At 48.2% G+C, this 21863-nt stretch carries 23 protein-coding genes; 7 read left to right on the forward strand and 16 right to left on the reverse strand.

The genetic code is table 11. The features are described from left to right. Nucleotide 1: 1 nt before the first annotated feature. Nucleotides 2-1039, forward strand: a complete 1038-nt coding sequence (locus BLT32_RS00485) for a saccharopine dehydrogenase family protein (protein WP_053952350.1) — start codon at nt 2-4, stop codon at nt 1037-1039. Here BLT32_RS00485 and glnS read toward each other — a convergent pair. From glnS to BLT32_RS00515, 6 genes are read right to left on the reverse strand one after another with little or no spacing between them, the layout of a single operon-like run. Then, a complete protein-coding gene (glnS, locus tag BLT32_RS00490; protein ID WP_053952351.1) occupies nt 1026-2711 on the reverse strand; it encodes a glutamine--tRNA ligase in 1686 nt (561 codons plus the stop codon). The two genes, BLT32_RS00485 and glnS, sit on opposite strands and share 14 nt — an antisense overlap. A gap of 48 nt (nt 2712-2759) precedes the next feature. Further along, the gene (locus tag BLT32_RS00495; RefSeq protein ID WP_053952352.1) at nt 2760-3713 is read right to left on the reverse strand and encodes a 5-oxoprolinase subunit C family protein; all 954 of its coding nucleotides are present in this window, start codon (nt 3711-3713) and stop codon (nt 2760-2762) included. Further along, the gene (pxpB, locus tag BLT32_RS00500) at nt 3710-4438 is read right to left on the reverse strand and encodes a 5-oxoprolinase subunit PxpB (RefSeq protein WP_053952353.1); all 729 of its coding nucleotides are present in this window, start codon (nt 4436-4438) and stop codon (nt 3710-3712) included. Before pxpB ends, BLT32_RS00495 begins: the two co-directional genes overlap by 4 nt. Further along, complete coding sequence (locus BLT32_RS00505; RefSeq protein WP_053952354.1) at nt 4431-5186, reverse strand: 5-oxoprolinase subunit PxpA; 756 nt, start codon at nt 5184-5186, stop codon at nt 4431-4433. The genes pxpB and BLT32_RS00505 overlap by 8 nt, the downstream gene beginning before the upstream one ends. Next, nucleotides 5187-5594, reverse strand: a complete 408-nt coding sequence (locus BLT32_RS00510; protein ID WP_053952355.1) for a hypothetical protein — start codon at nt 5592-5594, stop codon at nt 5187-5189. Nucleotides 5595-5623: 29 nt separating this feature from the next. Next, on the reverse strand, nt 5624-5929 hold the full coding sequence (locus BLT32_RS00515) for a DUF3040 domain-containing protein (RefSeq protein WP_268762557.1): 306 nt from the start codon (nt 5927-5929) through the stop codon (nt 5624-5626). A 59-nt stretch (nt 5930-5988) separates the two neighbouring features. Here BLT32_RS00515 and BLT32_RS00520 point away from each other — a divergent pair, with 59 nt between their 5' ends. Continuing rightward, a complete protein-coding gene (locus tag BLT32_RS00520) occupies nt 5989-6441 on the forward strand; it encodes a hypothetical protein (RefSeq protein ID WP_053952357.1) in 453 nt (150 codons plus the stop codon). A 3-nt stretch (nt 6442-6444) separates the two neighbouring features. Here the strand turns inward: BLT32_RS00520 and BLT32_RS00525 are convergent, their stop codons facing one another. The 3 genes from BLT32_RS00525 to BLT32_RS00535 are packed head-to-tail and all read right to left on the reverse strand — an operon-like array spanning nt 6445 to nt 9554. Beyond that, on the reverse strand, nt 6445-7215 hold the full coding sequence (locus tag BLT32_RS00525) for an SDR family oxidoreductase (RefSeq protein ID WP_053952358.1): 771 nt from the start codon (nt 7213-7215) through the stop codon (nt 6445-6447). Between the two features lie 28 nt (nt 7216-7243). Next, the gene (locus BLT32_RS00530) at nt 7244-8326 is read right to left on the reverse strand and encodes a phosphotransferase family protein (RefSeq protein WP_053952359.1); all 1083 of its coding nucleotides are present in this window, start codon (nt 8324-8326) and stop codon (nt 7244-7246) included. Continuing rightward, complete coding sequence (locus tag BLT32_RS00535) at nt 8319-9554, reverse strand: acyl-CoA dehydrogenase family protein (RefSeq protein WP_053952636.1); 1236 nt, start codon at nt 9552-9554, stop codon at nt 8319-8321. Before BLT32_RS00535 ends, BLT32_RS00530 begins: the two co-directional genes overlap by 8 nt. A 254-nt stretch (nt 9555-9808) precedes the next feature. On the opposite strand from BLT32_RS00535, the gene BLT32_RS13145 reads away from it, so the two are divergent. Continuing rightward, complete coding sequence (locus BLT32_RS13145) at nt 9809-9973, forward strand: type II toxin-antitoxin system ParD family antitoxin (protein WP_407716533.1); 165 nt, start codon at nt 9809-9811, stop codon at nt 9971-9973. A gap of 85 nt (nt 9974-10058) precedes the next feature. On the opposite strand, the gene BLT32_RS00540 is transcribed toward BLT32_RS13145, so the two are convergent. After that, nucleotides 10059-11036 (reverse strand): hypothetical protein, encoded by a 978-nt coding sequence (locus BLT32_RS00540; RefSeq protein ID WP_053952360.1) that lies wholly within the window; start codon nt 11034-11036, stop codon nt 10059-10061. Between the two features lie 128 nt (nt 11037-11164). Beyond that, entirely contained in the window at nt 11165-11464 is a 300-nt protein-coding gene (locus tag BLT32_RS00545) for a hypothetical protein (RefSeq protein ID WP_011234736.1), read from the reverse strand. 408 nt (nt 11465-11872) lie between these two features. Here BLT32_RS00545 and BLT32_RS00550 point away from each other — a divergent pair, with 408 nt between their 5' ends. Further along, on the forward strand, nt 11873-12991 hold the full coding sequence (locus BLT32_RS00550; protein WP_053952361.1) for a DEAD/DEAH box helicase: 1119 nt from the start codon (nt 11873-11875) through the stop codon (nt 12989-12991). Here BLT32_RS00550 and BLT32_RS00555 read toward each other — a convergent pair. Continuing rightward, the gene (locus tag BLT32_RS00555; RefSeq protein ID WP_074668848.1) at nt 12983-14659 is read right to left on the reverse strand and encodes a putative bifunctional diguanylate cyclase/phosphodiesterase; all 1677 of its coding nucleotides are present in this window, start codon (nt 14657-14659) and stop codon (nt 12983-12985) included. The two genes, BLT32_RS00550 and BLT32_RS00555, sit on opposite strands and share 9 nt — an antisense overlap. A 117-nt stretch (nt 14660-14776) precedes the next feature. Between BLT32_RS00555 and BLT32_RS00560 the strand changes: the two genes are divergently transcribed. From BLT32_RS00560 to BLT32_RS00570, 3 genes are read left to right on the forward strand one after another with little or no spacing between them, the layout of a single operon-like run. Then, on the forward strand, nt 14777-15472 hold the full coding sequence (locus BLT32_RS00560) for a GOLPH3/VPS74 family protein (protein ID WP_053952362.1): 696 nt from the start codon (nt 14777-14779) through the stop codon (nt 15470-15472). A gap of 19 nt (nt 15473-15491) precedes the next feature. Next, nucleotides 15492-16148, forward strand: a complete 657-nt coding sequence (locus BLT32_RS00565) for a hypothetical protein (RefSeq protein WP_053952363.1) — start codon at nt 15492-15494, stop codon at nt 16146-16148. Nucleotides 16149-16195: 47 nt separating this feature from the next. Further along, entirely contained in the window at nt 16196-17266 is a 1071-nt protein-coding gene (locus tag BLT32_RS00570; protein ID WP_053952364.1) for an alpha/beta hydrolase, read from the forward strand. A gap of 8 nt (nt 17267-17274) precedes the next feature. Here BLT32_RS00570 and dps read toward each other — a convergent pair whose 3' ends face one another. From dps to odhB, 4 genes are all read right to left on the reverse strand, one after another. Beyond that, nucleotides 17275-17796: a DNA starvation/stationary phase protection protein Dps gene (gene dps / locus BLT32_RS00575; protein ID WP_053952365.1), complete on the reverse strand. Its 522-nt coding sequence runs from the start codon at nt 17794-17796 to the stop codon at nt 17275-17277. A gap of 315 nt (nt 17797-18111) precedes the next feature. Next, nucleotides 18112-18984, reverse strand: a complete 873-nt coding sequence (gene sucD, locus BLT32_RS00580; protein WP_053952366.1) for a succinate--CoA ligase subunit alpha — start codon at nt 18982-18984, stop codon at nt 18112-18114. Then, nucleotides 18984-20150: an ADP-forming succinate--CoA ligase subunit beta gene (sucC, locus tag BLT32_RS00585; RefSeq protein WP_053952367.1), complete on the reverse strand. Its 1167-nt coding sequence runs from the start codon at nt 20148-20150 to the stop codon at nt 18984-18986. The genes sucD and sucC overlap by 1 nt, the downstream gene beginning before the upstream one ends. 137 nt (nt 20151-20287) lie before the next feature. After that, nucleotides 20288-21850, reverse strand: a complete 1563-nt coding sequence (gene odhB / locus BLT32_RS00590; RefSeq protein WP_053952368.1) for a 2-oxoglutarate dehydrogenase complex dihydrolipoyllysine-residue succinyltransferase — start codon at nt 21848-21850, stop codon at nt 20288-20290. Nucleotides 21851-21863: the final 13 nt, after the last annotated feature.

Raw genomic sequence — 21863 nt, forward strand, 5'->3', positions numbered from 1 at the left:
TATGGCATTGCGATGGCTCATTTATGGTGCCTACGGGTATTCAGGGAAGCTCATCGCACATCAAGCCAAACGCCGAGGTTACCACCCTATTCTCGCCGGTCGTAATGAAGCGTCACTGGAGCCAGTGGCGCGTCATCTCGAATTCGAATACCGCAGTTTTTCACTAGACAATATCGACACTCTTAAAAGCCAACTGAGCGATGTCGATTTAGTTCTGAATTGCGCCGGACCGTTTAGCAAAACAGCCGCCCCTCTTATTCAAGCCTGTATCGATACCAAAACACATTACCTGGATATTACCGGGGAAATTGATGTGTTCGAATATGCCCACTCCAAACATCAGGCGGCCAAAAACGCCGGTATTGTACTATGCCCTGGTGTTGGCTTTGACGTTATTCCAACCGACTGTGTGGCGGCGCGTTTAAACGCACAAATGCCGGAAGCGACGCGCTTAAAACTGGGCTTTGATTCCGGCTCACGCATGAGTCGCGGCACCGCTAAAACCAGTATTGAGCGCTTAGGGCGTGGTGGCGCTGCGCGGGTAAATGGACAAATTGTCGATGTACCGCACGCCTGGCATTCGCAATGGATAGACTTTGGTAACGGTAAAAAATGCGCCATGACCATTCCGTGGGGCGACGTTTCAACCGCTTACTACACCACTGACATTCCCAACATTGAGGTGTACATTCCGGCCAGCCCGCGTTTAGTCAAGAAAATGCGCCGCATGAACTGGTTCCGCTTTGTCTTTAACTGGAAGTGGGTACAGCGCAAACTGAAGCAAAAGCTCGAGTCTCAGCCAGCAGGTCCGGAAGAGAAGGAACGAAAAGACAACCCAACCTATGTTTGGGGCGAAATTTCAGATGACCGCGGCAACACAAAAGAGCTGCGCGTAAAAGTGAAAAACGGTTACTCGTTAACAGCCGAGGGTGCTGTTGAGTTGGCTGTACATACCTTAAGCCAGAAACACACAGGGGGCTTTTACACCCCCTCTCGTTTATACGGCGCTAAGCTACTGGACCAATTTACGATTCAGTAGCCTGTTGCTGCTCTATTTTCGCCCAGCTGTCGCGTAAGCCGACCGTTTGGTTGAAAATAAGACGCCCTTCTTTCTCGGCATCTGTATCTAAGCAGTAGTAACCCAAGCGTTCAAACTGGAAGTTTTCACCTAACTTCGCGTTCGCCAGGTTCGCTTCCACAAAGCCCTTCTTAATGACCAAAGACTCTGGGTTTAGCGTTGAGAATAAGTCTTCCTCGGCGGCCGGGTTTGGCACCTGGAATAAGCGATCGTACACACGGAACTCTGCGTCTTTCGCCGTTTCTGCCGATACCCAGTGAATGACACCTTTTACTTTACGACCATCCGCCGGGTCTTTGCCCAAAGTGTCTGCGTCATAGTGACAGTAAATAGTCGTGATATTACCGTCAGCGTCCTTCTCGACTCTGTCAGCACGAATAACGTACGCATTTCTTAAGCGCACTTCTTTGTCCAGCACCAAGCGTTTGAACTTCTTATTCGCTGACTCGCGGAAGTCTTCACGCTCTATCCACAGTTCGCGGCTGAAGGTAACGTCTCGCTCGCCCATTTCCGGCTTATTCGGATGGTTCGGCGCATTCAACGACTCGGTTTGGTCTTCAGGATAGTTTTCAATAACCACTTTAACCGGATCCATCACTGCCATTGCACGCGGCGCATTTTCATTTAAGTCGTCACGGATACAGGCTTCGAGCATGCTCATTTCAACCTGATTATCCATTTTCGTCACACCAATGCGACGACAGAACTCACGAATAGACTCTGGTGTATAACCACGACGGCGCAAGCCGGCGACACTAGCAACACGCGGGTCGTCCCACCCGGTGACTTTGCCTTCTTCTACCAGCGTATTAATAATGCGCTTGCTCATGACCGTGTACTGCAGGTTTAAGCGTGAAAACTCAATTTGCTGTGGGTGACAGTCAATGCTGATGTTATCCAACACCCAGTCGTACAGACGACGGTTGTCCTGGAACTCCAACGTACATAAAGAATGCGTAATGCCTTCCAGCGCATCGGAAATGCAGTGGGTAAAGTCGTACATTGGGTAGACACACCACTTGTCACCGGTTTGGTGATGATGCGCAAAACGCACACGGTAAATAACCGGGTCACGCATGCACATAAACGGCGAGCTCATATCGATTTTGGCTCGCAGCGCTGCTTTGCCTTCTTCGTACTTACCGGCTGTCATGTCAGCAAAGTGTTTCAGGTTCTCTTCAACCGAGGTGTCACGATAAGGACTGTTTTTACCCGGCTCTTTTAAAGTGCCGCGCATTTCGCGCATTTCTTCCTGCGACGAAAAGTCGACATAGGCCAAGCCTTTCTCGATAAGCTCTACCGCATAGGCGTGTAGCTGATCAAAGTAATTTGACGAATAACGTGGCTCGCCTTCCCACTGATACCCCAGCCACTCAACGTCCTGCTTAATCGAATTAACGTAGTCGACCTTTTCTTTCAAAGGGTTGGTGTCGTCAAAACGTAAATTACAAGTACCGTTGTAGTCTTCCGCAATGCCAAAGTTCAACACGATTGATTTGGCATGACCAATATGCAGAAAGCCATTCGGCTCCGGCGGAAAACGGGTATGCACCGTAGAGTGTTTACCACTGGCCAAATCTTTATCGATGATTTGGCGAATAAAGTTACTGGGACGAGAATCGGTATCAGCCATTAAGTTTTTGTCTCCGCTACAGAATGAACACGGGAAATTAGAAAGGCGCTATGATCGCAGGTTATCGCCGCCCTGACAAGGCAGACGCACATTAAAAAACTGATAAAAGCGGCGCAGCTGCTGTTGTGCAACCGACGCTTCAACGCGGCTGAAACGCACTTTTTGGCCCGGCTGTAATTGCGCCAGCTTGCCTAAGTCGACTGGGTTAATAACCCCAAGTTTCGGGTATCCGCCCAGCGTTTGCCGGTCGTGCATCATAATAATGGGCTGTCCGTCAGACGGTACCTGAACCGAACCAATGTTAATGCCTTCGGAAACCAGACCTTGTTTCGGCGTTGCCAGCGCTTTGCCGGCTAGACGAATACCCATGCGGTTGCTGTCTTTACTGACCTCGAAGTCTTTATAACAAAAAGCTTCACGGGCGGACATTGGAAAGTCGTCATACTGATACCCCGGAATCAGCCCCAGTACCGGAGTCTTCGTGTAGTCGCTGCGATACGCCCAACTCACGCGCCTGGACGGCTGCGGTGTGTCACACTGAAAGCGCAGAGTATCGCCGCTTTGTAACGGCGAGCCGTCGCCCGACAAGCCTCCGACACTGTCTCGTTCAACCGTGGCGCAACTGTGCCATTTCGGTTCTACCTGAAAGCCACCCTGCACCGCCAAGTACAAGCGTAAGCCTGCTTTGGCGTAGCCAACTTTCAAACGCTGCCCGGCTTTCACGTCAAAGTTCTGCCACAGAGTTAACGGCTCATCATCCAGGTGCGCATCGGCATCAGCACCGGTCAGCGCAAAACAACCATCTTGCTGAAATTCAATTTCCAAACCACCTAAGGTAATTTCGAGCTGGGCTGCGTTAAAATTATTGTCCAACAATCGGTTTGCCCATAAAAATGCCTGCTCATCCACCGGTCCACCGCGGGTTAAGCCTTTGGATAAATAACCAAAACGGCCAAAATCCTGAACCGTCGTTCTCATGCCTGCATCAAGAATTTTTATCATGACAACGACTCCAGCGAGCCACCGGCTTGCTCAAATTCGTCTTTTGATACCGCTTTAAACTGCACTCGGTCGCCTACCTTCATTGGGCTAATATTGTCTGCCTGCGGGTCATAGAGGGTTTCTGCCGTACGGCCAATAATGTTCCACCCCCCAGGCGACTCTGACGGGTACACCGCCGTTTGCGCCTCTGCTATGGCCACACTGCCCGCTGGTATTTTAGTTCTTGGGTTATCTAAACGCGGCAAGCGCAGCTTCTCGGGCAACTCACCTAAATATGCGAACCCCGGCGCAAAGCCCATAGCGTACACTCGATACTCTTGCTCGGTGTGCATTCTAATAATGTCATCAATCGACAAGGAGGTTTGTTTTGCCGCACGCTCTAAATCGGGCCCGACGCTTGGGTCGTAATAAACGTCAATGGTATGCAAGGTGCTCTGCTTGGAAGCACCGCTTGCATCACCGTCTTGCTGCAATTCATCAATAAGCTTACGCACACATTCACGCAGCTCGTCCTCTGAAACCGCCAGCACGTTGTAATAGATCATCAGGGAATTGTAAGAAGGCACCAGGTCATAGAGCTTGTCACCTAATGCACTACCAACTCGATTCGTTAGTGCCATGACCCGAGCGTTCACGTCGGGGTCAATACCTTCGCCCAGATACACCAAAATGGCGTCAGCACCGGCGGTGACTATTTTAGGAAAAGCACTCTCTGCGTTACTCATCACTTCCTTTTACTATCTCTCTCAACTGCTTGACGGTGTCTATGGCTCCGGGGTTGTCGCCATGCACACATAACGAATCAATTTGAATACTCAGTGGTGTACCGTTAACGCTGGTAATAGGTTTTCCTTCGGTAAAGGCCTGTGCCTGCTCCAGCATAGCCTCAGTTTCACTGTGTACCGCATCGTCGTGCTTACGCGAGCGAAGCTTACCGTTGTCGTCATAGGCGCGGTCAGCAAAGCCCTCAAACCACAAGGTCACACCAAATTGTGCGGCACGCTCTTTCCAGGCATGGTTCTCTGGTGTTGCCATAATCATAAGCGGCAACTCGTCGTTTCCCTGCAAGGCCGCAATGGCCTGACATACAGCGTCGAACAGTGGTCCGTCATTCAGCATGTCATTATACAGCGCACCGTGTGGCTTTACGTATTCCACTTTAGCGTGCTCACCGGCACAAATGCCCTGCAAAGCACCCACCTGATACTGCACCATCGCCGTCACTTCTTCCGGCTTACAAACCATGTGCCGACGCCCAAAACCGACCAAATCGGGATACGCAGGGTGCGCACCAATAGTAACCCCATATTCTTTCGCCAGACGTACGGTATCCATCATGGTGAGCGGGTCAGACGCATGAAAACCACAAGCAATATTCGCACAGTCTATATGCGGCATAATGAGCTCATCGGCGCCCATTTTCCAGGCACCAAAGCTCTCACCAATATCTGCGTTAAGACTTACCTTCTTCATTTACGACTTTTTCTCTGACTCTGAGCTTCGTGCTTCAATGTCACCTAACAGGCGCGTCAAACTGACTGCAAATAAATACAAGCCAATACCTATAGCGCCCAGCTGAAGCGGCGGTAACGCCAGTACAAACAGCTGATGCTTCACATAAACAGCCACACCACCAATAATGCCCATGGTCGTTATGGCACTGGCAATTAACACAACCGGCGGTAACCACGACAGCAACCAACGAAATTTCAGCAACGCGCACACACCGCCGAGTACCACACCCCAGGCAATTGGCATACCCAGCTGATACCAACCCAGATTGTAGTCTGCGATAACGCTAATCAGTTGCTCTTGAGTGGCTGAGTAAAAGAATAGCCCCACTGCACCGGCTAAAATGACAATCCGCTTTTTTAAATCCATGAATAATTCCCGATGTCCTAATTAGGCTCTTAAACGAAGAGGCTGATAATAAAAATAATAATAGCGATAATAGGCACCCACAAAATAGGCGACTGATACCATTTTAACGGTGCTGTCTGCCCTTTTGAGTCGAGCGAGCTCAGCGTTGGTTGGCGATACAGCCAAATAATACCTACCAACATCAATGCCGCACCGGCCAAACGAACATTGGTGTCATTGTCGCTGACAACTCCCAGCACCGCCATTAACAGCCCGGCTATTAGTATTAAAAGAGCCAGTACCCTTTGCCACATACATCCCCCGCGTTTGTTCTTATAGTTGTTCTTGTTGTTAATCGCTTTATACTAATCGTTTTACTGTAATGACTCTATACTGTATCAGCTTCTGAGGCCATATGTTAAAACGAATTCTGCTACCAATTGCCGCCATTATTATTACTGTCGGCGTTATTCTCGGCAGCGCGGTTATTTATCAAAAAACGACCATGCAGCCCGACTTACCCACCGACGAAGACTGCAACATTCAGCAGCTGGTGAATAATGGCGACGGTTCATTAGAAGCGCATACTTATTGGTGTGAGCGCGGTAGCGACAAGCAGTGGCAAGGACATGAAGTGTGGCTTTATGAGCCGCGTGTTGAAAAGTGGCAGCGTATACTGACAACCGAGCACGACGGCTGCATGAAATTAACGCTGAGCGATCAGCAACTGGACATTAACCACGACGGCGACCGCGGCAATATGAACTTGGTGGAACCGGTATTTTTATATAACGACGCCAACGGAGTGAGTCAGTCACTGTCGGTGCAAGTGTCTACCGCTGGCGACGCCGTTTGTTCTGACAAATAAAAGCTAAGCCAGCTTTAACACCCACTTAAGTGGCAGGCGTTTCATTAGGAACGCCATTAGCGCCCAGGGCCAGTAAGGAACATAGGCTTTTACTGGCTCTTTATTAATGGCCTTCGCCAGCAGTCGACACCCCGTCTCGGTATCCACCATAAAAGGCGTATTTTTCACTTTCTCGTTAATTTCAGAGCGAATGTAGCCCGGATAAATGGTCGATACTTTAATTGGGCTGTTGCTGCCATAGGTTTTCATTAAGTCCGCACGAATGCCCTCGGTTAACGACGCCAGCCCGGCCTTAGTTGCCGCATACACCGTCATTGCCCGTGGCATGCCACGGAACGCACTCATGGACGAAATAGTCACCAGATGGCCCTGCTTTTGCTCGCGCAGAATTTCCATAGCGGCTTCGCATTGCGCCAGCGCCGCTACAAAGTTTGTTTCTGCCGTGGCTTTATTCGCCTCAAAGTAACCAGTACCTAACGCCGCGCCCTTGCCCATGCCGGCATTAATAATAAAGCGGTCAATGTGCCCCTGCTCTTGTTTAAACGTCTGAAACACACGGAATACGTCTTCGTGAGCATTTACGTCCAGCGTTTTAATGCTGACAGTTATGCCTGAATGCTTATCTTCCAGCTCGGCTTTTAGCGCTTCTAAGCGATCTAAACGGCGGGCACACAAACATAAGTTTTTGCCTTCTGCAGCAAATTCGCGCGCCATGCCCTGCCCTAAGCCAGAGCTGGCACCGGTAATTAAAATGGTCTTCCGTTCTTGCGGCATTGTTGAGCTCTCTTTTTATTATAATTCGTTAAGCTTTAGCGATACGGCGACGGCAGCGCCACAGCAAATAATTCACCAGGAACCAGAAGTTCTTAAAAGCTTTATTATTGGTTTGCTTATGGTGGTACCGATAGTAAATTTGCTGCGCAATAACCGCCAAGCGAAACAAGCCAAACACCTCATAAAAGGCAAAGTCTTCCACCTTGGTGCCAGTGCGTTCGCAGTAGTAATCGATAATTTCTTTGCGCGTTAGCATGCCCGGATAATCACTCGGTTGACGTTTGGTTGCTCGTGCCACTTTGTCGTCGCCCGCTTCAATCCAGTACGCCAGCGAATTACCTAAGTCCATTAACGGGTTGCCTAAGGTTGCCAGCTCCCAGTCCAGAATACCGATAATATCGGTTGGATCTTCCGGGTTCAGAATCAGGTTATCTAACCGAAAGTCGTTATGAACCAGACATATTTTTTCGTTCTCTGGCTGATTGCCTTTAAGCCAGCGCATAACCGACTTAGCGCCAAACACATTCCAGGTTTTCGCCTTTTCATAACGACTGCACCAGCCGTTAACCTGACGCTCGGTATAACCCTTGCCTTTGGCTATTTTACGAAGCTTTGTACTGTCTATGTCGACATTGTGCAGTTCAATAAGCTTGTCGAGTGCGTTCGTACAAAGCTGACGAGCCTGCCCGGCGCTTAAGTCCAGACCTTTAGGGAAACGGCGGCGTGGAATAATGCCGGTAACATGCTCCATAACATAAAACTCAGCACCAATAACCGACTCGTCCTTACAGTGCGCCAGCATACGAGGCACATGGGGAAACGCCGGACGTAAACGCTTTTGTAAGCGGTATTCACGCCCCATGTCGTGGGCTGACTTAGCTTTTGTGCCCTCAGGTGGGCGACGTAACACTAACGCTAAACCGTCATAGTCTAAGCGGTACGTCCAGTTCGACACACCACCGGTGTACTGCGTAATTCTGAGCTCACCTCGGTTGTCCGGTAGCTCACGTCCTATGTTCTCAGTCAGCCAGTTGTCCAGTGCTTCAACCGGCAACGCTTCCTCTTCGCGAACCTCGCTCGCTTGGTCCGTTATTGTTGACGCGTCAGTCATTAATACGCCCTTTCCACTGTTTTAATTCGTTTTTTGCAATGGTCGCACGGTGAACCGCATCGGGTCCATCGGCAATACGTAGTGAACGAGCCACAGTCAGTAAGCCCGGTAACGGTGTGTCGTGGCACATAGAAGCGCCACCAAACAGCTGCATGGTTTCATCCACCACTTTTTGCAGCACATTCGGTGCCACCAGCTTAATGGCCGATATTTCTTTAATGGCCTTCATGGCACCAATGTTGTCAATTTGCCAGGCCGCGTGCAGAGTCAGTAAACGCGCTTGATCAATAGCGACACGCAAGTCTGCCAGACGCTCACTGTTGCCGCCCAGCTTTAATAAAGGTTCGCCAAAGGCAATGCGTGACGTACCGCGCTCAATGAACAGCTCCAGCGCCCGCTCTGCCGCGCCAATAGCGCGCATACAATGGTGAATACGCCCCGGGCCTAAACGCCCCTGCGCAATTTTAAAACCCGCACCGGGGCCGACAATAATGTTCTCTTTGGGAACGCGCACGTTGTCGAACACCACCTCACCATGACCATAAGGCGCGTCGTATTCGCCTAACGCGGGCAGCATGCGCTCTATATTAACGCCAGGGGTGTTGAGCGGCACCAGCACCATAGAGTGACGATGATGCTTTTCAGCGTCTTCATCAGTAAGCCCCATAACAATGGCAATTTCAGCGTCAGGGTGGCCTAAACCGGTACTCCACCACTTGCGGCCGTTAATAACCCAGTCTGAGTCGTCGGCAACAATGGTGGTTTGCATATTGGTGGCATCAGAGGACGCGACATCGGGTTCGGTCATACAAAACACCGAGCGAATATCGCCGTTTAAAAGCGGCGTTAACCACTGCTCTTGCTGCGGGTCATCGCCAAAGTGATACAGCACTTCCATGTTACCCGTGTCGGGCGCGTTGCAGTTGAATACCTCGGGCGCTAACAAGCTTCGACCCATGCGCTCGGCCAGTGGTGCATATTCCAATGTCGTTAAGCCAGCACCCAGTTCGTTGTCCGGCAAAAACAGGTTCCAAAGCCCCTGCTCTTTTGCTAACTGCTTAAGCTCTGCCACCCGCGGCGGCACCTGCCACTCGCGCCAATGCGGCGTGCTGTTCAGCCGATAATTCTCTTTTTGATACTGGTCTTCATACGGCTCAATATGCTCGCGCATAAACGCGTCAAGCCGCGCCAAATAGTCCTTTGTTTTCGCACTGTAGGAAAAGTCCATAATGCCCGCTCCCAACGAATAGTTAACAGCATTGTAGACGTGAAAGTGTTGGTGGTACAACCAGAGTTGGAGGATGGAGCAAAACAAGTGATGTGAGTTTGGGTACGCTGCAAGCTCATCCATGAGCGCTCACCTCAGGCCATCCATGGCCTTCGATGCCCCAATCTCACATCACTCGTTTTGTCTCCATAGCTAGACTGGGCTATATTTAAGGCTTAGTACCCCTTTCAACTAGTAAACTTAAGGTTATGGCAATGCCAAAATGTTTCGATGCACATTCCGACAGCTCCCAAGAACTGAGGATAAGCACCTTATGTCAATTGCTTGTAGAAGGTGAGCAAAGTAGCGTAACGGAGTATGACCTTGAATCGTTAATCAATGAACTTGATAGCGAAGAGAAGAAGTCATCAGCTCAATAAAACCAATTAACGCAAAGCACACGGGCGACGAGCCGCGTAGCGGATTGACGCCCTAGCAACCAACGGAAGTGAGTGATGCGCCTTGTTATAAGCCATGGTTTTCTCTTGCCGAGCTATATACTCGAGAATGACACTGGTACAAAGTACGCTGATTATATACCTCAAGTTCATTCATATCATTTTCAAATGGAAAAACTTTCACTTCCTTTTTCTGGGCCTTATACATATCTACAATCTTCTGAGGTACGCCCTTTGGAGTTAGAGACTCTAGGTCACCAAACATATACCTAATAAACGCATTAGAGCTAAGATTAAAATCAAATGCCATATGCTTTCCATCAGGTACTGGAATTGTATGACCTCGATCAGACACAATACATGTGCCGTTTGTATACCTATAAATCATTACAAACACTGCTGTATCGGGGTTCTCAAAGAGAGACCGTATAGTTTCCTCCATGAAATTAGGCTCGCCCTCCCTAAACTCAGAGAGCAACATAAACAATGAGCCTAACCAAGTGACATATTGATTATGGGTAATGCCAAGCTGCGAACATAAGTATTCCTGTTGAGGTCTATTTCCTGCTAGTAGTTTTTCAAATTGACTTTTCAATGGCTCTTGAGCAGGTTTAAAATTTCGCAGGACAGCAAATGTATTCAGAAGCTTCTCAACTGAATATGGATTTCTTACGAAATTAAGGAACTTAGCAACAAATAAATTAAGAACCTCTCCTTTAATATCGGAATTATTCTTATCTATTTTCGATAAAAGACTTTCAGTATCACTTCCAATTCGCCCTTCATATTTAGTAAAGATATTCTCAAAATTCAGGCGCAGCCTTCTATCAACAACATCAAAGCTAAATAAATCATGAATAGATAGAGAATCATCAATTTTGGCTCCTCTATCAGAAGATAACTCATAGCCAAAAGCTTCTCTACCTGTAACCTCAAAGGAGTATACTCTTTGATTCTTTAGGCTAGCTCCAGGATTAATGGAATTAAGCCTAAGCTCTGCTCGAGAAATAAAGTGTTGATTTTTTGTTTCGCTTGAATGAATCACCTCGTCTCCAATGGCTTATAACTACTAGCTAAAGGGCAAAAATACAATGCCATAATCGCGAAGCGGCATTGTGTTTTTGTCCCAGCAACCCGCCCCGCGGGTTGCGTTTTAAGCGCCTTGTTAGCTGATTATTTGCTCAGGAGTACAACTAACTCGTTAGGATTTGACACTATGAATTGGAATGTACTGCCATCAAGTAATGAAACTTTGATTGCATCAGATGTTATAGGCAGAATACCCGCACCTTTACCTGAGCATTTTTCTACTTTTGAAATTGAGCTCCTTTCAATTTTAAGAGGCCCAAGCCCATAACCTTTATTATATGGGGAAAAATGAATATCAGTTTCAGTAATCCAAAATTTCCCATCTGCTTTTGCAACACCATTTTGAACTGTGGCTGTAATCGATTTTAAAGTGGCATCTTGCATTTATATTCCTTTTGAACGGTTGCACTAATCAGCTAACAATTATATATGTTGCAGACGCATTTTGTAACGCCCAAAAACAGCACTCCTAACCGCCTTAAATGACTGATAAAAAGTACTATTTTTACTCTTAATTCGAACTTACCCGAAAAAACTATTCGAGCATGCTCACTTTCGCTCTTATTAATGCGCAATATGAGACTTTAATTTTTTGTTATATCTATGACGATAAAAGAGTTAACCCCATAAGGCAATACTAAATCGAGCAACTCCGCCGACCGATATGCGCAAAGCATCACCACCAGCAGTTGAATCAGCGAGCCACTAATAACAAGCCGTTCCCCCGTACCAAACACATCACATCTAACGTACAATACTCGCCCTAAACACCATAAAACCACACACGACCACATGAACTTTTCTGATCTCGCACTTTCCCCTGAAACTCTTACTGCCCTTTCACGTCAGGGTTATAGCGAACCCACGCCCATTCAGGCGGAAGCTATTCCATTGGTGCTGGCGGGGAAGGATGTCATGGCCGCGGCGCAAACGGGTACGGGAAAGACAACGGCCTTTACGGCACCTATTTTAGAGCTTCTGAAAGGTAACGACCGCGCCAAGGCAAACACAGCGCGTGCGCTTATTTTAACGCCCACTCGCGAGTTGGCGGCTCAGGTCGGTGAAAACGTTGCGAACTTAAGCGCGGGTCTGCCATTGAATTACGCGGTGGCGTTTGGTGGTGTAAAAATTAATCCGCAAATGATGAAGCTTCGCAAAGGCGTGGATATTCTGGTGGCCACACCTGGCCGCCTGCTGGACTTATACAAACAAAACGCGGTTCGCTTTCCTAAGTTAGAAGTGCTGGTACTGGATGAAGCCGACCGCATGCTCGACATGGGCTTTATTCACGACATTAAGAACATTATTAAGTTACTGCCGGCTAAACGCCAAACGCTACTGTTCTCGGCAACCTTTTCTGACGACATTCGTGCGCTGGCTAAAGGCTTACTGAAAAGCCCGGTCGAAATTTCGGTGGCACTACCCAACGCAACTGCCGAGCCTATTGAACAAACTTTGTATGAGGTACAAAAAAGCCAAAAGCTGGGGCTGTTATTAAAGCTACTGAAAAGTCTGGAGCAACCCAAAGTGCTTGTGTTTTCGCGCACTAAGCAAGGGGCTAACCGGCTAGTTAAGCAGCTGGATAAAGCCGGTTTTTCGGCAGCGGCTATTCACAGCGCTAAAAGCCAGGGCGCCCGCACTAAAGCGTTAACCGACTTTAAAAGTGGCAAAGTGCAGGTACTTATCGCCACTGATATTGCCTCGCGTGGCATTGATATTGAAAAGCTGCCATACGTGATTAACTACGACCTCCCCCACGTCGCGGAAGACTACATACACCGTATTGGCCGTACTGGCAGAGCCGGTCAAACTGGTCATGCTATTTCTTTGGTTACAGACGAGGACGCTGAAGCGCTGAAAGCCATTGAAAAGCTAATAGGCGAGTCGATTGAGCGGTGTAAATTAGAGTGACTTGCTTGGTAAATAATGCTCAATATCTGTAGAAGGCTTACCAAAGAAGTACCCCTGGAAATGCTCGCACCCCATATTCTGCAAACGCTTGAACTGTTGCTCCGTTTCCACCCCCTCTGCAATGACGGTAAGGTTCATACTGCGACCTAAGCTAATAATTGTCTCCGTTAACAAAGCGCCTTTACTGTGTCCATCTAAGTCACGCACAAAAGCTCGGTCAACTTTGAGTTCATCAAGCGGCAGCCGTGTAAGATAGGCTAGAGACGCATAGCCAGTGCCAAAGTCGTCGAGTGAAATCGACACGCCCAGTTCACGCAGACTGGCCATTTGCTCAACAATAAAATCAATATCGTCGGCTATGAGACTCTCTGTCAGTTCAAGGCATAAACACTTGGGGTTTGCCCCGGTGGTTTTGAGGATATTTTTCACGCGCTGAACAAAGTCCCCCCGACGAAACTGAACCGGGCTAACATTGACAGATATGTTAAAGCTTTCACTGCTCTTTTCTAAGACCCAGTCACCCAGCGCGATAATACTGTCATTCGCTTCGGCAATAGGAATAAAGTCATTGGGCGAGAGTGTCTTAAACTTAGGATGATGCCAACGAAGAAGCGCTTCAAAGCCAGTAATGTTCTGATTCTGATCGACTTGCGGCTGTAACGCCAGAGCCAGTTCGTCATTGTCGACAGCGTGATTTAGCGCCTGTGATATTTCTAAGCGCTTTTTAACCGATGACTCCATCTGTGAGTCGAAGAAACTGATATCGGTTGTATTGGAGCGTTTCGCCATTTTGAGTGCGATATCCGCCTGGCGCAGCAGTTCTTCTCCGGGTAATGTTCCGGGGCAATGAAACAACGTAATTCCAATGCAGGCATTGAGTTGGTGCGACCGTCCATCAAGAATTAATGGCGCTTTTAATTTTTGAAGAATTTGAGTTGCCATTAGTTCGGCCTCTGCTGCAACAGCATCGAGTGAGGATGTCGAGCAAGGTAAAACAAGAGCAAACTCATCCTTACCAAGACGAGCCAGGTCATCTGGAGAAGAACTAAATTGCTGCAAAGATTCAGCGCAACTTACCAGGACCCTGTCACCAACACTGTAGCCCAGACTATCGTTAATACTGTGAAACTTCTCAATATCAACGATAAGCAACGCAGCAGCGGAGGTGTCACTGCTGGTGTTGCGCATAGCACTGGTTATTCGCTCCAGTATTAAACGACGGTTGGGTAACCCAGTTAGTGAGTCATAATAAGACAGGCGCTGAACTTCTGCTTCAGCCATTTCTAATGAACGCATATCCGCATCCATACAGAACATAATAGGCTCGTCATTCGGCAGTGAAACGACGGTATGGCTTGAGTAAACAGGCACCGTGGAGCCGTCTTTATGTTTGAGGTTCAATCGCGCTGGTGGAATACCCTCTTCGTTGTCAAACATCCAGGCAACGGCTTGCTTTACTTCGTCGCGCATCTCATGAGGGATAATTAAGTCAAAAAGGCTGCGCCCAAGCGCTTCGCTGGTGGAATAACCGTATATTCTTTCTGAAGCGGCATTCCAATAGACGACCGAGCCATCCACGCGATAGCCTTGAATAGACATAGCTTGTGTATCATCGAAGAGCTTATGGAACCGTGCTTCGCTAATTTGCTTGTCGCGGTTATTCGTCATAGAAATTAGCCGTTGCTTAATTTATCGGTGAGACGTCGAACTTACATTAAGCATAGAAGATAATTGATAAATTTGTTAATACTATTCTTTCAACAATGATTCGACGACAGGTACACCATGCCAGAACACTTAAAACTCTATGAAGCCGTTATGCTGCTCGCATTGTGCGAGGAAAAGGGCACCATGAACGGCATGTACGTGGAGTATGCCACCGCTGGAGCCATAGCCGCTGAACTTTTAATGCTCGGCCGAATTAAGACTGATGAAAATAATAAAAACAAAGTTGCAGTGCTCGATGACAGCCCTACTAGCGATGCGTTGTTAGATGAAGCTTTAACGATGATCGCTGAAGCCAAACGTCCGCGTAAACTCAAGGACTGGGTGCAAAAACTCGGCGGCATTAAGAACCTGAAACATAAAGTTGCACAAGCATTAGCTGATGACGGCATTGTGTCTCATGAAAAAGAGAAAGTGTTGTGGCTGTTCGAGCGCCAGGTTTACCCCGAAGTAAACCCGCAACCAGAGCAGGAGTTGCGTCAGGCCATGCGAGATGCAGTACTCAGTGATAGCGAAGATATTGAACCGCAAATTGCTATTGCCGTCGCATTAGCCAATAGTGCCAAGCTACTGCCACAGGTGTTCAGTAAGCAAGAACTGAAAGACCGCAAACAACGCATTAAGCAGCTAGAAAATGGCGAACTTGTGTCTAAAGCCGCTAAAGAAGCTGTCCAGGCCATTGAAGCCGCGGTTATGGTTGCTGTGATTATGCCTGCCATCACTGCTGCAACGACGCCAAGCTCGGGTTCGTGTTAGTCACAAAAAAGGAATTTGTATGACACTGCTAAAAAATCTCCGACTATGGCAGGCGGCAGTAATCGCTGTCACTTTCAGTTTTGTCGTCAGCTATTCGGCTTTCAACCTGCAGACGCGCGTTACCGAGATCGCACCAGATGCCCAGAGCGGCATTGTCATCATGTACTCACTGATTTTAAACGCGGCGCTCTGGTTAGTTTTGTCCATTGCCGCGTTCTACTTTCTGCAAGGGCTCGCGCAGAAGTATCGGTTTAAATCGGTTGTCAGCGGTGCATTGGCGCTTCTAGTTGTCGGTTACGCGGGCTACCTCAGTGTGAGCGCAATGCAGCTAAGTAACGCACTCATTGCTGCAGCCGATCCATCGACGCCATCGCAGCGCCTGGCATCCCTCGCAGAAGCCGACCTGGGCTATGGTTACGAAATGGATAACAGACTCGCGGCAAATCCATCAACGCCCGTCGACACGCTGCGGGCGCTATATCAACGAGAGAATCAAATCGGCACCGACATAAAACTGGCACGCAATACCAATACGCCCAATTCGATTTTGATTGAACTATCTAAGCGTCATAACAGCGATCAGCATAATGCCATTATCAGGTCACTCAAAAACAACCCAAAGGTCACTAATGGTGAACTGCGTTTTGACGCTGCGATGACACTACAGGTTAAATAACTTAGCACTAACCATAAAACACAGCTCGTTAAGAGGAATCCGCATCAATGCGCTTTAGAAAACCTTCAGGCACTATTTGTATTGCTTTGCTACTCAGCATGGCCTCGGGTTGTGCGCACTTTATCGAGCAACAAATACTTTATCCTGGCGACGGCGGCATGGTTGTTGAGGGCGTGAACGACCGCGAGCTACTCGAAATTTATCATCTGCAAGCGCGCGAGGTTACCGGCCAACAAGGTTTCCCATTTTACTTCGGTGATGCCGAAGCATTGACGGCCGATTTTATGCCACCAAAGATGGATTTCACTTTTCGCTACAGCAACGCGCCAAAAGGCATCGAACCAGTACGTAAATACAAACTAGAACTTGAGTCCCCTCCAAAGGATTTTCCATCTGCCAAAGGTATTATAATTCTGCTACACAGCTACAGCACTAATGCCCAATCGGTTTTCTTTGACAACGTGGCGCTGCAGCTGCAGGGTTATCATACCGCCTGCTTTGACCTGTTGGGGCATGGTCAGGCAAAACAGAAGCCAGTGAGCTTTGGTGCCGCAGATCTAAAGCGTTTACATCGTTTAATCACGACGCTTAAACAACAGTATCAGTTACCGGTCATTCTCTATGGAAAATCCTATGGTGCATCTATTGCCGCGCAGTATATTGCGTCGTATGGCAGTATCTCCGGGTTTATTGCTGTCGCGCCGATGACTGATTTTACGCCCGCGGCCACACGAATGGCCAAAAGCTCAAGTCCTTTGCTTACTAAGCTCGTGTCTGACCAGTGGCTGCAAACTACCTTCGAGAACGTGCTGACTGAGCGGCAAACGAATTCTCGACAGTTATCAACGCCGCGCATTTTATTACGCCAAACGACTGATTCTTTACCCCCAACACTCATTTTAGCGGGAGGGCTAGACAAGATTAGCGATCCTGAGCAAATTAAAGCGCTTGCCACCATTGATGCGGTTGAACTGAGACACTTCGATAATCGTGGTCATGTGGAGATGATGATTTATGACAATCAAGTGAACGACGCAGTTAATCGCTGGCTAGGTAATCATGAGGCAATAAAAAAGCCCAGCGATGACCGTGCTGGGCTTAGTAACTCATCGAGGTAACCTACGAATCAGCGTTTTAATTCGCCACTGGCTGATTCGATGTGCGCGCGTACAAACCATTGGAACTGCTCTAAGTCACCCAGTTGTCCTGTTAGCAGGTCTTCGGACACGGGATCTAAATCTGCGAGCTTTTCGATGGCTGCACGATGGTCTGAATTAACGCCATTATAGACTTTGTCCAGCGCTGCCAGATGGTCGACAACAAGTCCTCTGCCAATACTGTACTCATCCCAACGACGACGGTCGACAATCGACTGCGGTGTACCTAACGGTACGCCACCCATGGTCGCGATTCGTTCTGCGATGGTATCGGTCATTTCGCGCACGACGTCAACCTGTGGGTCCAACATTTCGTGTACGCCGATAAAGTTTGGACCAACGACATTCCAATGAACGTGTTTTAGCGTAAGTTGTAAGTCAAGAAGTGCGACTAAGCGATCATCAAGAATTGCTATGACTTTATCCGCCGACTCACTTTTCATTCCCGGTGCTGTAAAGTCTGCAACTTGGCTTGCATTATTGCTACTCATATTGCCTCCTGATTTATTAACGTTTCAATTAAGCTTACGCATAAAATTATCAGGAAGATCGCTTTGTGACTGCGCGCAGTAAAGGCGAAATAAGACAAGGGCTGGTGCCCGGTGTTGTAGTTCTGTCATGTCAGGGTGTCGAAGGCCAAGGATGGCCTTCGTCAAGCCCACACGGACGTGCTAGTAGCGTCCCTGACATGGCAGAACTACAACACCCAACCGCCGGCTCTTGGCTTATTCCGACTTTATTCCTTAGAGAACAGCCACAAAAAACCCGGCACGAAGGCCGGGTTTTGTTTAAGCGTTGGCGGGATATTACCAGCCAGTTTTCTCTGCAACAGCTTTGCCGATATCGGCCAGGCTGCGTACAGTTTTAACGCCTGCTGCTTCAAGTGCAGCGAATTTCTCGTCAGCAGTACCTTTACCGCCGGCAATGATCGCACCAGCGTGGCCCATACGTTTGCCCGGAGGAGCAGTAACACCAGCAATGTAAGAAACAACCGGCTTAGAGACATTGTTTTTGATGTACTCTGCCGCTTCTTCTTCTGCTGTACCACCGATTTCACCGATCATTACGATAGCTTCGGTTTCTGGATCTTTTTCAAACAGTTCCAGAATATCGATGAAGTTAGAACCCGGGATAGGGTCACCACCGATACCAACACAGCTAGACTGACCAAAACCTGCGTCAGTAGTCTGCTTAACCGCTTCGTACGTCAATGTACCTGAACGTGACACGATACCCACTTTACCTTTCTTGTGGATGTGGCCAGGCATGATACCGATTTTGCACTCGTCCGGAGTGATAACCCCCGGGCAGTTTGGACCGATCATGCGCACGCCTTTGTGCGTCAGGTATTCTTTAACGTAAAGCATATCCAGCGTAGGGATACCTTCAGTAATACAAACAATCAGTTCGATACCAGCGTCTGCTGCTTCGATGATTGAATCTTTACAGAAAGGAGCCGGTACGTAGATAACTGATGCAGTTGCGCCAGTTGCTTCTACCGCTTCTTTTACGGTGTTGAATACAGGCAGGCCTAAGTGCTCTTGACCACCTTTACCAGGTGTTACACCGCCAACCATTTGCGTACCGTAAGCAATTGCTTGCTCAGAGTGGAAAGTACCCTGACCGCCAGTGAAACCCTGACAGATTACTTTGGTGTTTTTATCGATCAAAATGCTCATTATTGACCTCCTGCCGCAGCAACCACTTTATCGGCAGCATCAGACAAGCTTTCTGCAGCGATAATGTTCAGGCCACTTTCGTTCAATTTCTGTGTACCCAGTTCAGCGTTGTTACCTTCAAGGCGAACAACCACTGGTACTTTAACGCCGACTTCTTCAACCGCGCCAATGATACCTTCTGCGATCATGTCGCAACGAACGATACCACCAAAGATGTTAACCAATACGGCTTTAACAGAGCTGTCAGACAAGATAATTTTGAACGCTTCAGAAACACGCTCTTTTGTTGCGCCGCCACCAACGTCAAGGAAGTTAGCTGGCTCGCCGCCACTCAGCTTAACGATGTCCATAGTACCCATCGCCAAACCTGCGCCGTTAACCATACAACCGATGTTGCCGTCTAACGCTACGTAGTTCAGTTCCCACTTAGCAGCTTCCGCTTCACGAGCGTCGTCTTGTGACGGATCGTGCATTTCCTGAATTTTAGGCTGACGATACAGTGCGTTGCCGTCGATGCCGACTTTCGCATCCAGACAGTGTACGTTGCCTTCGTCAGTGATAACTAATGGGTTAATTTCTAACAGTGCTAAGTCGTACTGTTCGAACATTTTCGCCAAGCCTAAGAAAACCTTAGTGAATTGCTTTACCTGATCTGGAGTCAGACCCAGTTTAAAGCCTAATTCACGACCCTGGTATGGCTGAGGGCCAACCGTTGGGTCAATTTCAACTTTCAGAATTTTCTCTGGTGTTTCTTCAGCAACGGTTTCGATTTCTACGCCGCCTTCAGTTGATGCCATGAACACGATTTTACGTGAACCACGGTCAACAACCGCACCTAAGTAAAGCTCGTCAGCAATATCAGTACAGCTTTCAACCAAAATCTTAGCAACCGGTTGACCTTTCTCGTCGGTTTGGAAAGTTACTAAGTTTTTGCCTAACCACTGTTCTGCGAATGCACGAACTTCGTCTAAACTTTTAACCAGCTTCACACCGCCCGCTTTACCACGGCCGCCTGCGTGAACCTGACATTTTACGACCCAAATGTCGCCACCAATACGCTTTGCCGCTTCTACAGCTTCATCAGCTGTGTCGCACGCAAAACCTTCAGATACTGGTAAACCGAACTCTTTAAAGAGTTGCTTACCCTGATACTCATGCAAATTCATGATGCTCTTCCGATTCGTTGAAACAACAAAAGCAGCTTACCTGCTGCCTACCCGAATACCGCGCCGAATTTTAACGTGAACGGCGCAAAATTAACAGCCGCAAGCTAAATTAGCATTGCGGCTGGTTCTCAGCGTCTTTAGATATCCAGGATAAGACGTTGAGGATCTTCTAACAGCTCTTTTACGGTGACCAGGAAGCCAACCGATTCTTTACCATCGATAATACGGTGGTCGTAAGACAGAGCTAAGTACATCATTGGCAAGATCTCAATCTTACCGTCGACAACCATTGGGCGCTCCTGAATTTTATGCATACCCAGAATTGCGCTTTGAGGTGGGTTCAAAATTGGCGTGGATAACAGTGAACCAAAGACACCACCGTTAGTGATAGTGAAGTTACCACCCTGCATTTCATCCAGGGTTAACTTACCGTCACGACCTTTAATAGCCAGCTCGCGAATGCCTTTTTCCATATCTGCAATTGACATTTTGTCTGTATCACGCAGAACCGGCGTTACCAAACCACGAGGGGTTGAAACCGCAATACTTACGTCAAAGTAGTTGTGATAAACAATGTCATCACCGTCGATAGACGCATTCACGTCAGGGAAGCGTTTCAGTGCTTCTGTTACTGCTTTAACGTAGAAGCCCATGAAACCAAGACGTGTGTCATGAGTTTCTTCAAAGACGTCTTTATACTTCTTGCGCAAGTCCATAATTGGCTTCATGTTGATTTCGTTGAACGTCGTCAACATGGCCGTGTCATTTTTCGCTTGTAGCAGACGCTCTGCAATACGCTTACGCAAACGTGTCATAGGTACACGTTTCTGGTCGCGGTCACCTGAAACTGCAGGTTGTGCAGATTGCTGCTTGCTGCTGTCCGAAGACTTAGATGATGAGCCTGCTTTCACGTGCTTCTCAACGTCTTCTTTGGTGACACGTCCGCCTTTACCCGTGCCTTTAACGTCACTTGGCTTAAGGCCGTGTTCACCTAATAAGCGACGCACTGCAGGACCAGCCACTTCGCTGTCACCGCCGTCGTCTTTGCTTTCAGCAGCAGACTCAGACTTGCTATCGTCTGATTTGCTTACGCTACCGCCTGAAGAAGCACCCGCTTCCACAATACCGATAACGTCGTCAGCACCAACCGTTGCGCCTTCGTCGTGTTCAATTTTAACTAACACACCGTCAGCAGGAGCAACGACTTCCAGAACCACTTTGTCGGTCTCAATGTCTACTAAGTTCTGGTCACGTTTAACTTCGTCGCCTTCTTTAACGTGCCAGGCTGAAATCGTTGCGTCAGATACAGACTCTGGTAATTGAGGAACAGTCACGTTCATCTTCTCGCCTGAGCCTTTTTTCTCAGAAGAGCCGGAGTCTTTTTTGTCGTCTTTCTTATCGGCTTTTTTGTCGCCGTCGTCTGACTTCTCTTCTTTCTTTGAGTCAGAGCTTTCAGCGCCATCGCCTTCTTCGATTTTACCAATTACTTCTTCAGCAGTAACTGTGGTGCCTTCTTCAGCAGTAATTTCGCCTAAAACACCGTCAGCTTCTGCGACAACTTCAAGCACTACCTTATCGGTTTCGATGTCCACCAAATTTTGGTCGCGCGATACTTTATCGCCAGGTTTTACGTGCCATGTTGCGATGGTAGCATCTGCAACAGATTCGGGTAATTGAGGAACTTTAATATCAATCGCCATGGTTCATCTTCAC

This window comes from Idiomarina zobellii (assembly GCF_900100855.1).
In the GTDB taxonomy this organism is placed as follows: Bacteria; Pseudomonadota; Gammaproteobacteria; order Enterobacterales; family Alteromonadaceae; genus Idiomarina; species Idiomarina zobellii.

Coding starts and splice junctions, on each gene's coding strand:
- BLT32_RS00485 (WP_053952350.1), top strand. CDS start 2: ATGGCATTGCGATGGCTCATTTATGGTGCCTACGGGTATTCAGGGAAG.
- BLT32_RS00550 (WP_053952361.1), top strand. CDS start 11,873: ATGAACTTTTCTGATCTCGCACTTTCCCCTGAAACTCTTACTGCCCTT.
- BLT32_RS00570 (WP_053952364.1), top strand. CDS start 16,196: ATGCGCTTTAGAAAACCTTCAGGCACTATTTGTATTGCTTTGCTACTC.
- BLT32_RS00495 (WP_053952352.1), bottom strand. CDS start 3,713: ATGATAAAAATTCTTGATGCAGGCATGAGAACGACGGTTCAGGATTTT.
- BLT32_RS13145 (WP_407716533.1), top strand. CDS start 9,809: ATGCCAAAATGTTTCGATGCACATTCCGACAGCTCCCAAGAACTGAGG.
- BLT32_RS00555 (WP_074668848.1), bottom strand. CDS start 14,659: ATGACGAATAACCGCGACAAGCAAATTAGCGAAGCACGGTTCCATAAG.
- BLT32_RS00565 (WP_053952363.1), top strand. CDS start 15,492: ATGACACTGCTAAAAAATCTCCGACTATGGCAGGCGGCAGTAATCGCT.
- BLT32_RS00520 (WP_053952357.1), top strand. CDS start 5,989: ATGTTAAAACGAATTCTGCTACCAATTGCCGCCATTATTATTACTGTC.
- BLT32_RS00545 (WP_011234736.1), bottom strand. CDS start 11,464: ATGCAAGATGCCACTTTAAAATCGATTACAGCCACAGTTCAAAATGGT.
- BLT32_RS00560 (WP_053952362.1), top strand. CDS start 14,777: ATGCCAGAACACTTAAAACTCTATGAAGCCGTTATGCTGCTCGCATTG.
- odhB (WP_053952368.1), bottom strand. CDS start 21,850: ATGGCGATTGATATTAAAGTTCCTCAATTACCCGAATCTGTTGCAGAT.
- BLT32_RS00505 (WP_053952354.1), bottom strand. CDS start 5,186: ATGAAGAAGGTAAGTCTTAACGCAGATATTGGTGAGAGCTTTGGTGCC.
- BLT32_RS00525 (WP_053952358.1), bottom strand. CDS start 7,215: ATGCCGCAAGAACGGAAGACCATTTTAATTACCGGTGCCAGCTCTGGC.
- BLT32_RS00510 (WP_053952355.1), bottom strand. CDS start 5,594: ATGGATTTAAAAAAGCGGATTGTCATTTTAGCCGGTGCAGTGGGGCTA.
- BLT32_RS00530 (WP_053952359.1), bottom strand. CDS start 8,326: ATGACTGACGCGTCAACAATAACGGACCAAGCGAGCGAGGTTCGCGAA.
- sucD (WP_053952366.1), bottom strand. CDS start 18,984: ATGAGCATTTTGATCGATAAAAACACCAAAGTAATCTGTCAGGGTTTC.
- dps (WP_053952365.1), bottom strand. CDS start 17,796: ATGAGTAGCAATAATGCAAGCCAAGTTGCAGACTTTACAGCACCGGGA.
- pxpB (WP_053952353.1), bottom strand. CDS start 4,438: ATGAGTAACGCAGAGAGTGCTTTTCCTAAAATAGTCACCGCCGGTGCT.
- sucC (WP_053952367.1), bottom strand. CDS start 20,150: ATGAATTTGCATGAGTATCAGGGTAAGCAACTCTTTAAAGAGTTCGGT.
- BLT32_RS00535 (WP_053952636.1), bottom strand. CDS start 9,554: ATGGACTTTTCCTACAGTGCGAAAACAAAGGACTATTTGGCGCGGCTT.
- glnS (WP_053952351.1), bottom strand. CDS start 2,711: ATGGCTGATACCGATTCTCGTCCCAGTAACTTTATTCGCCAAATCATC.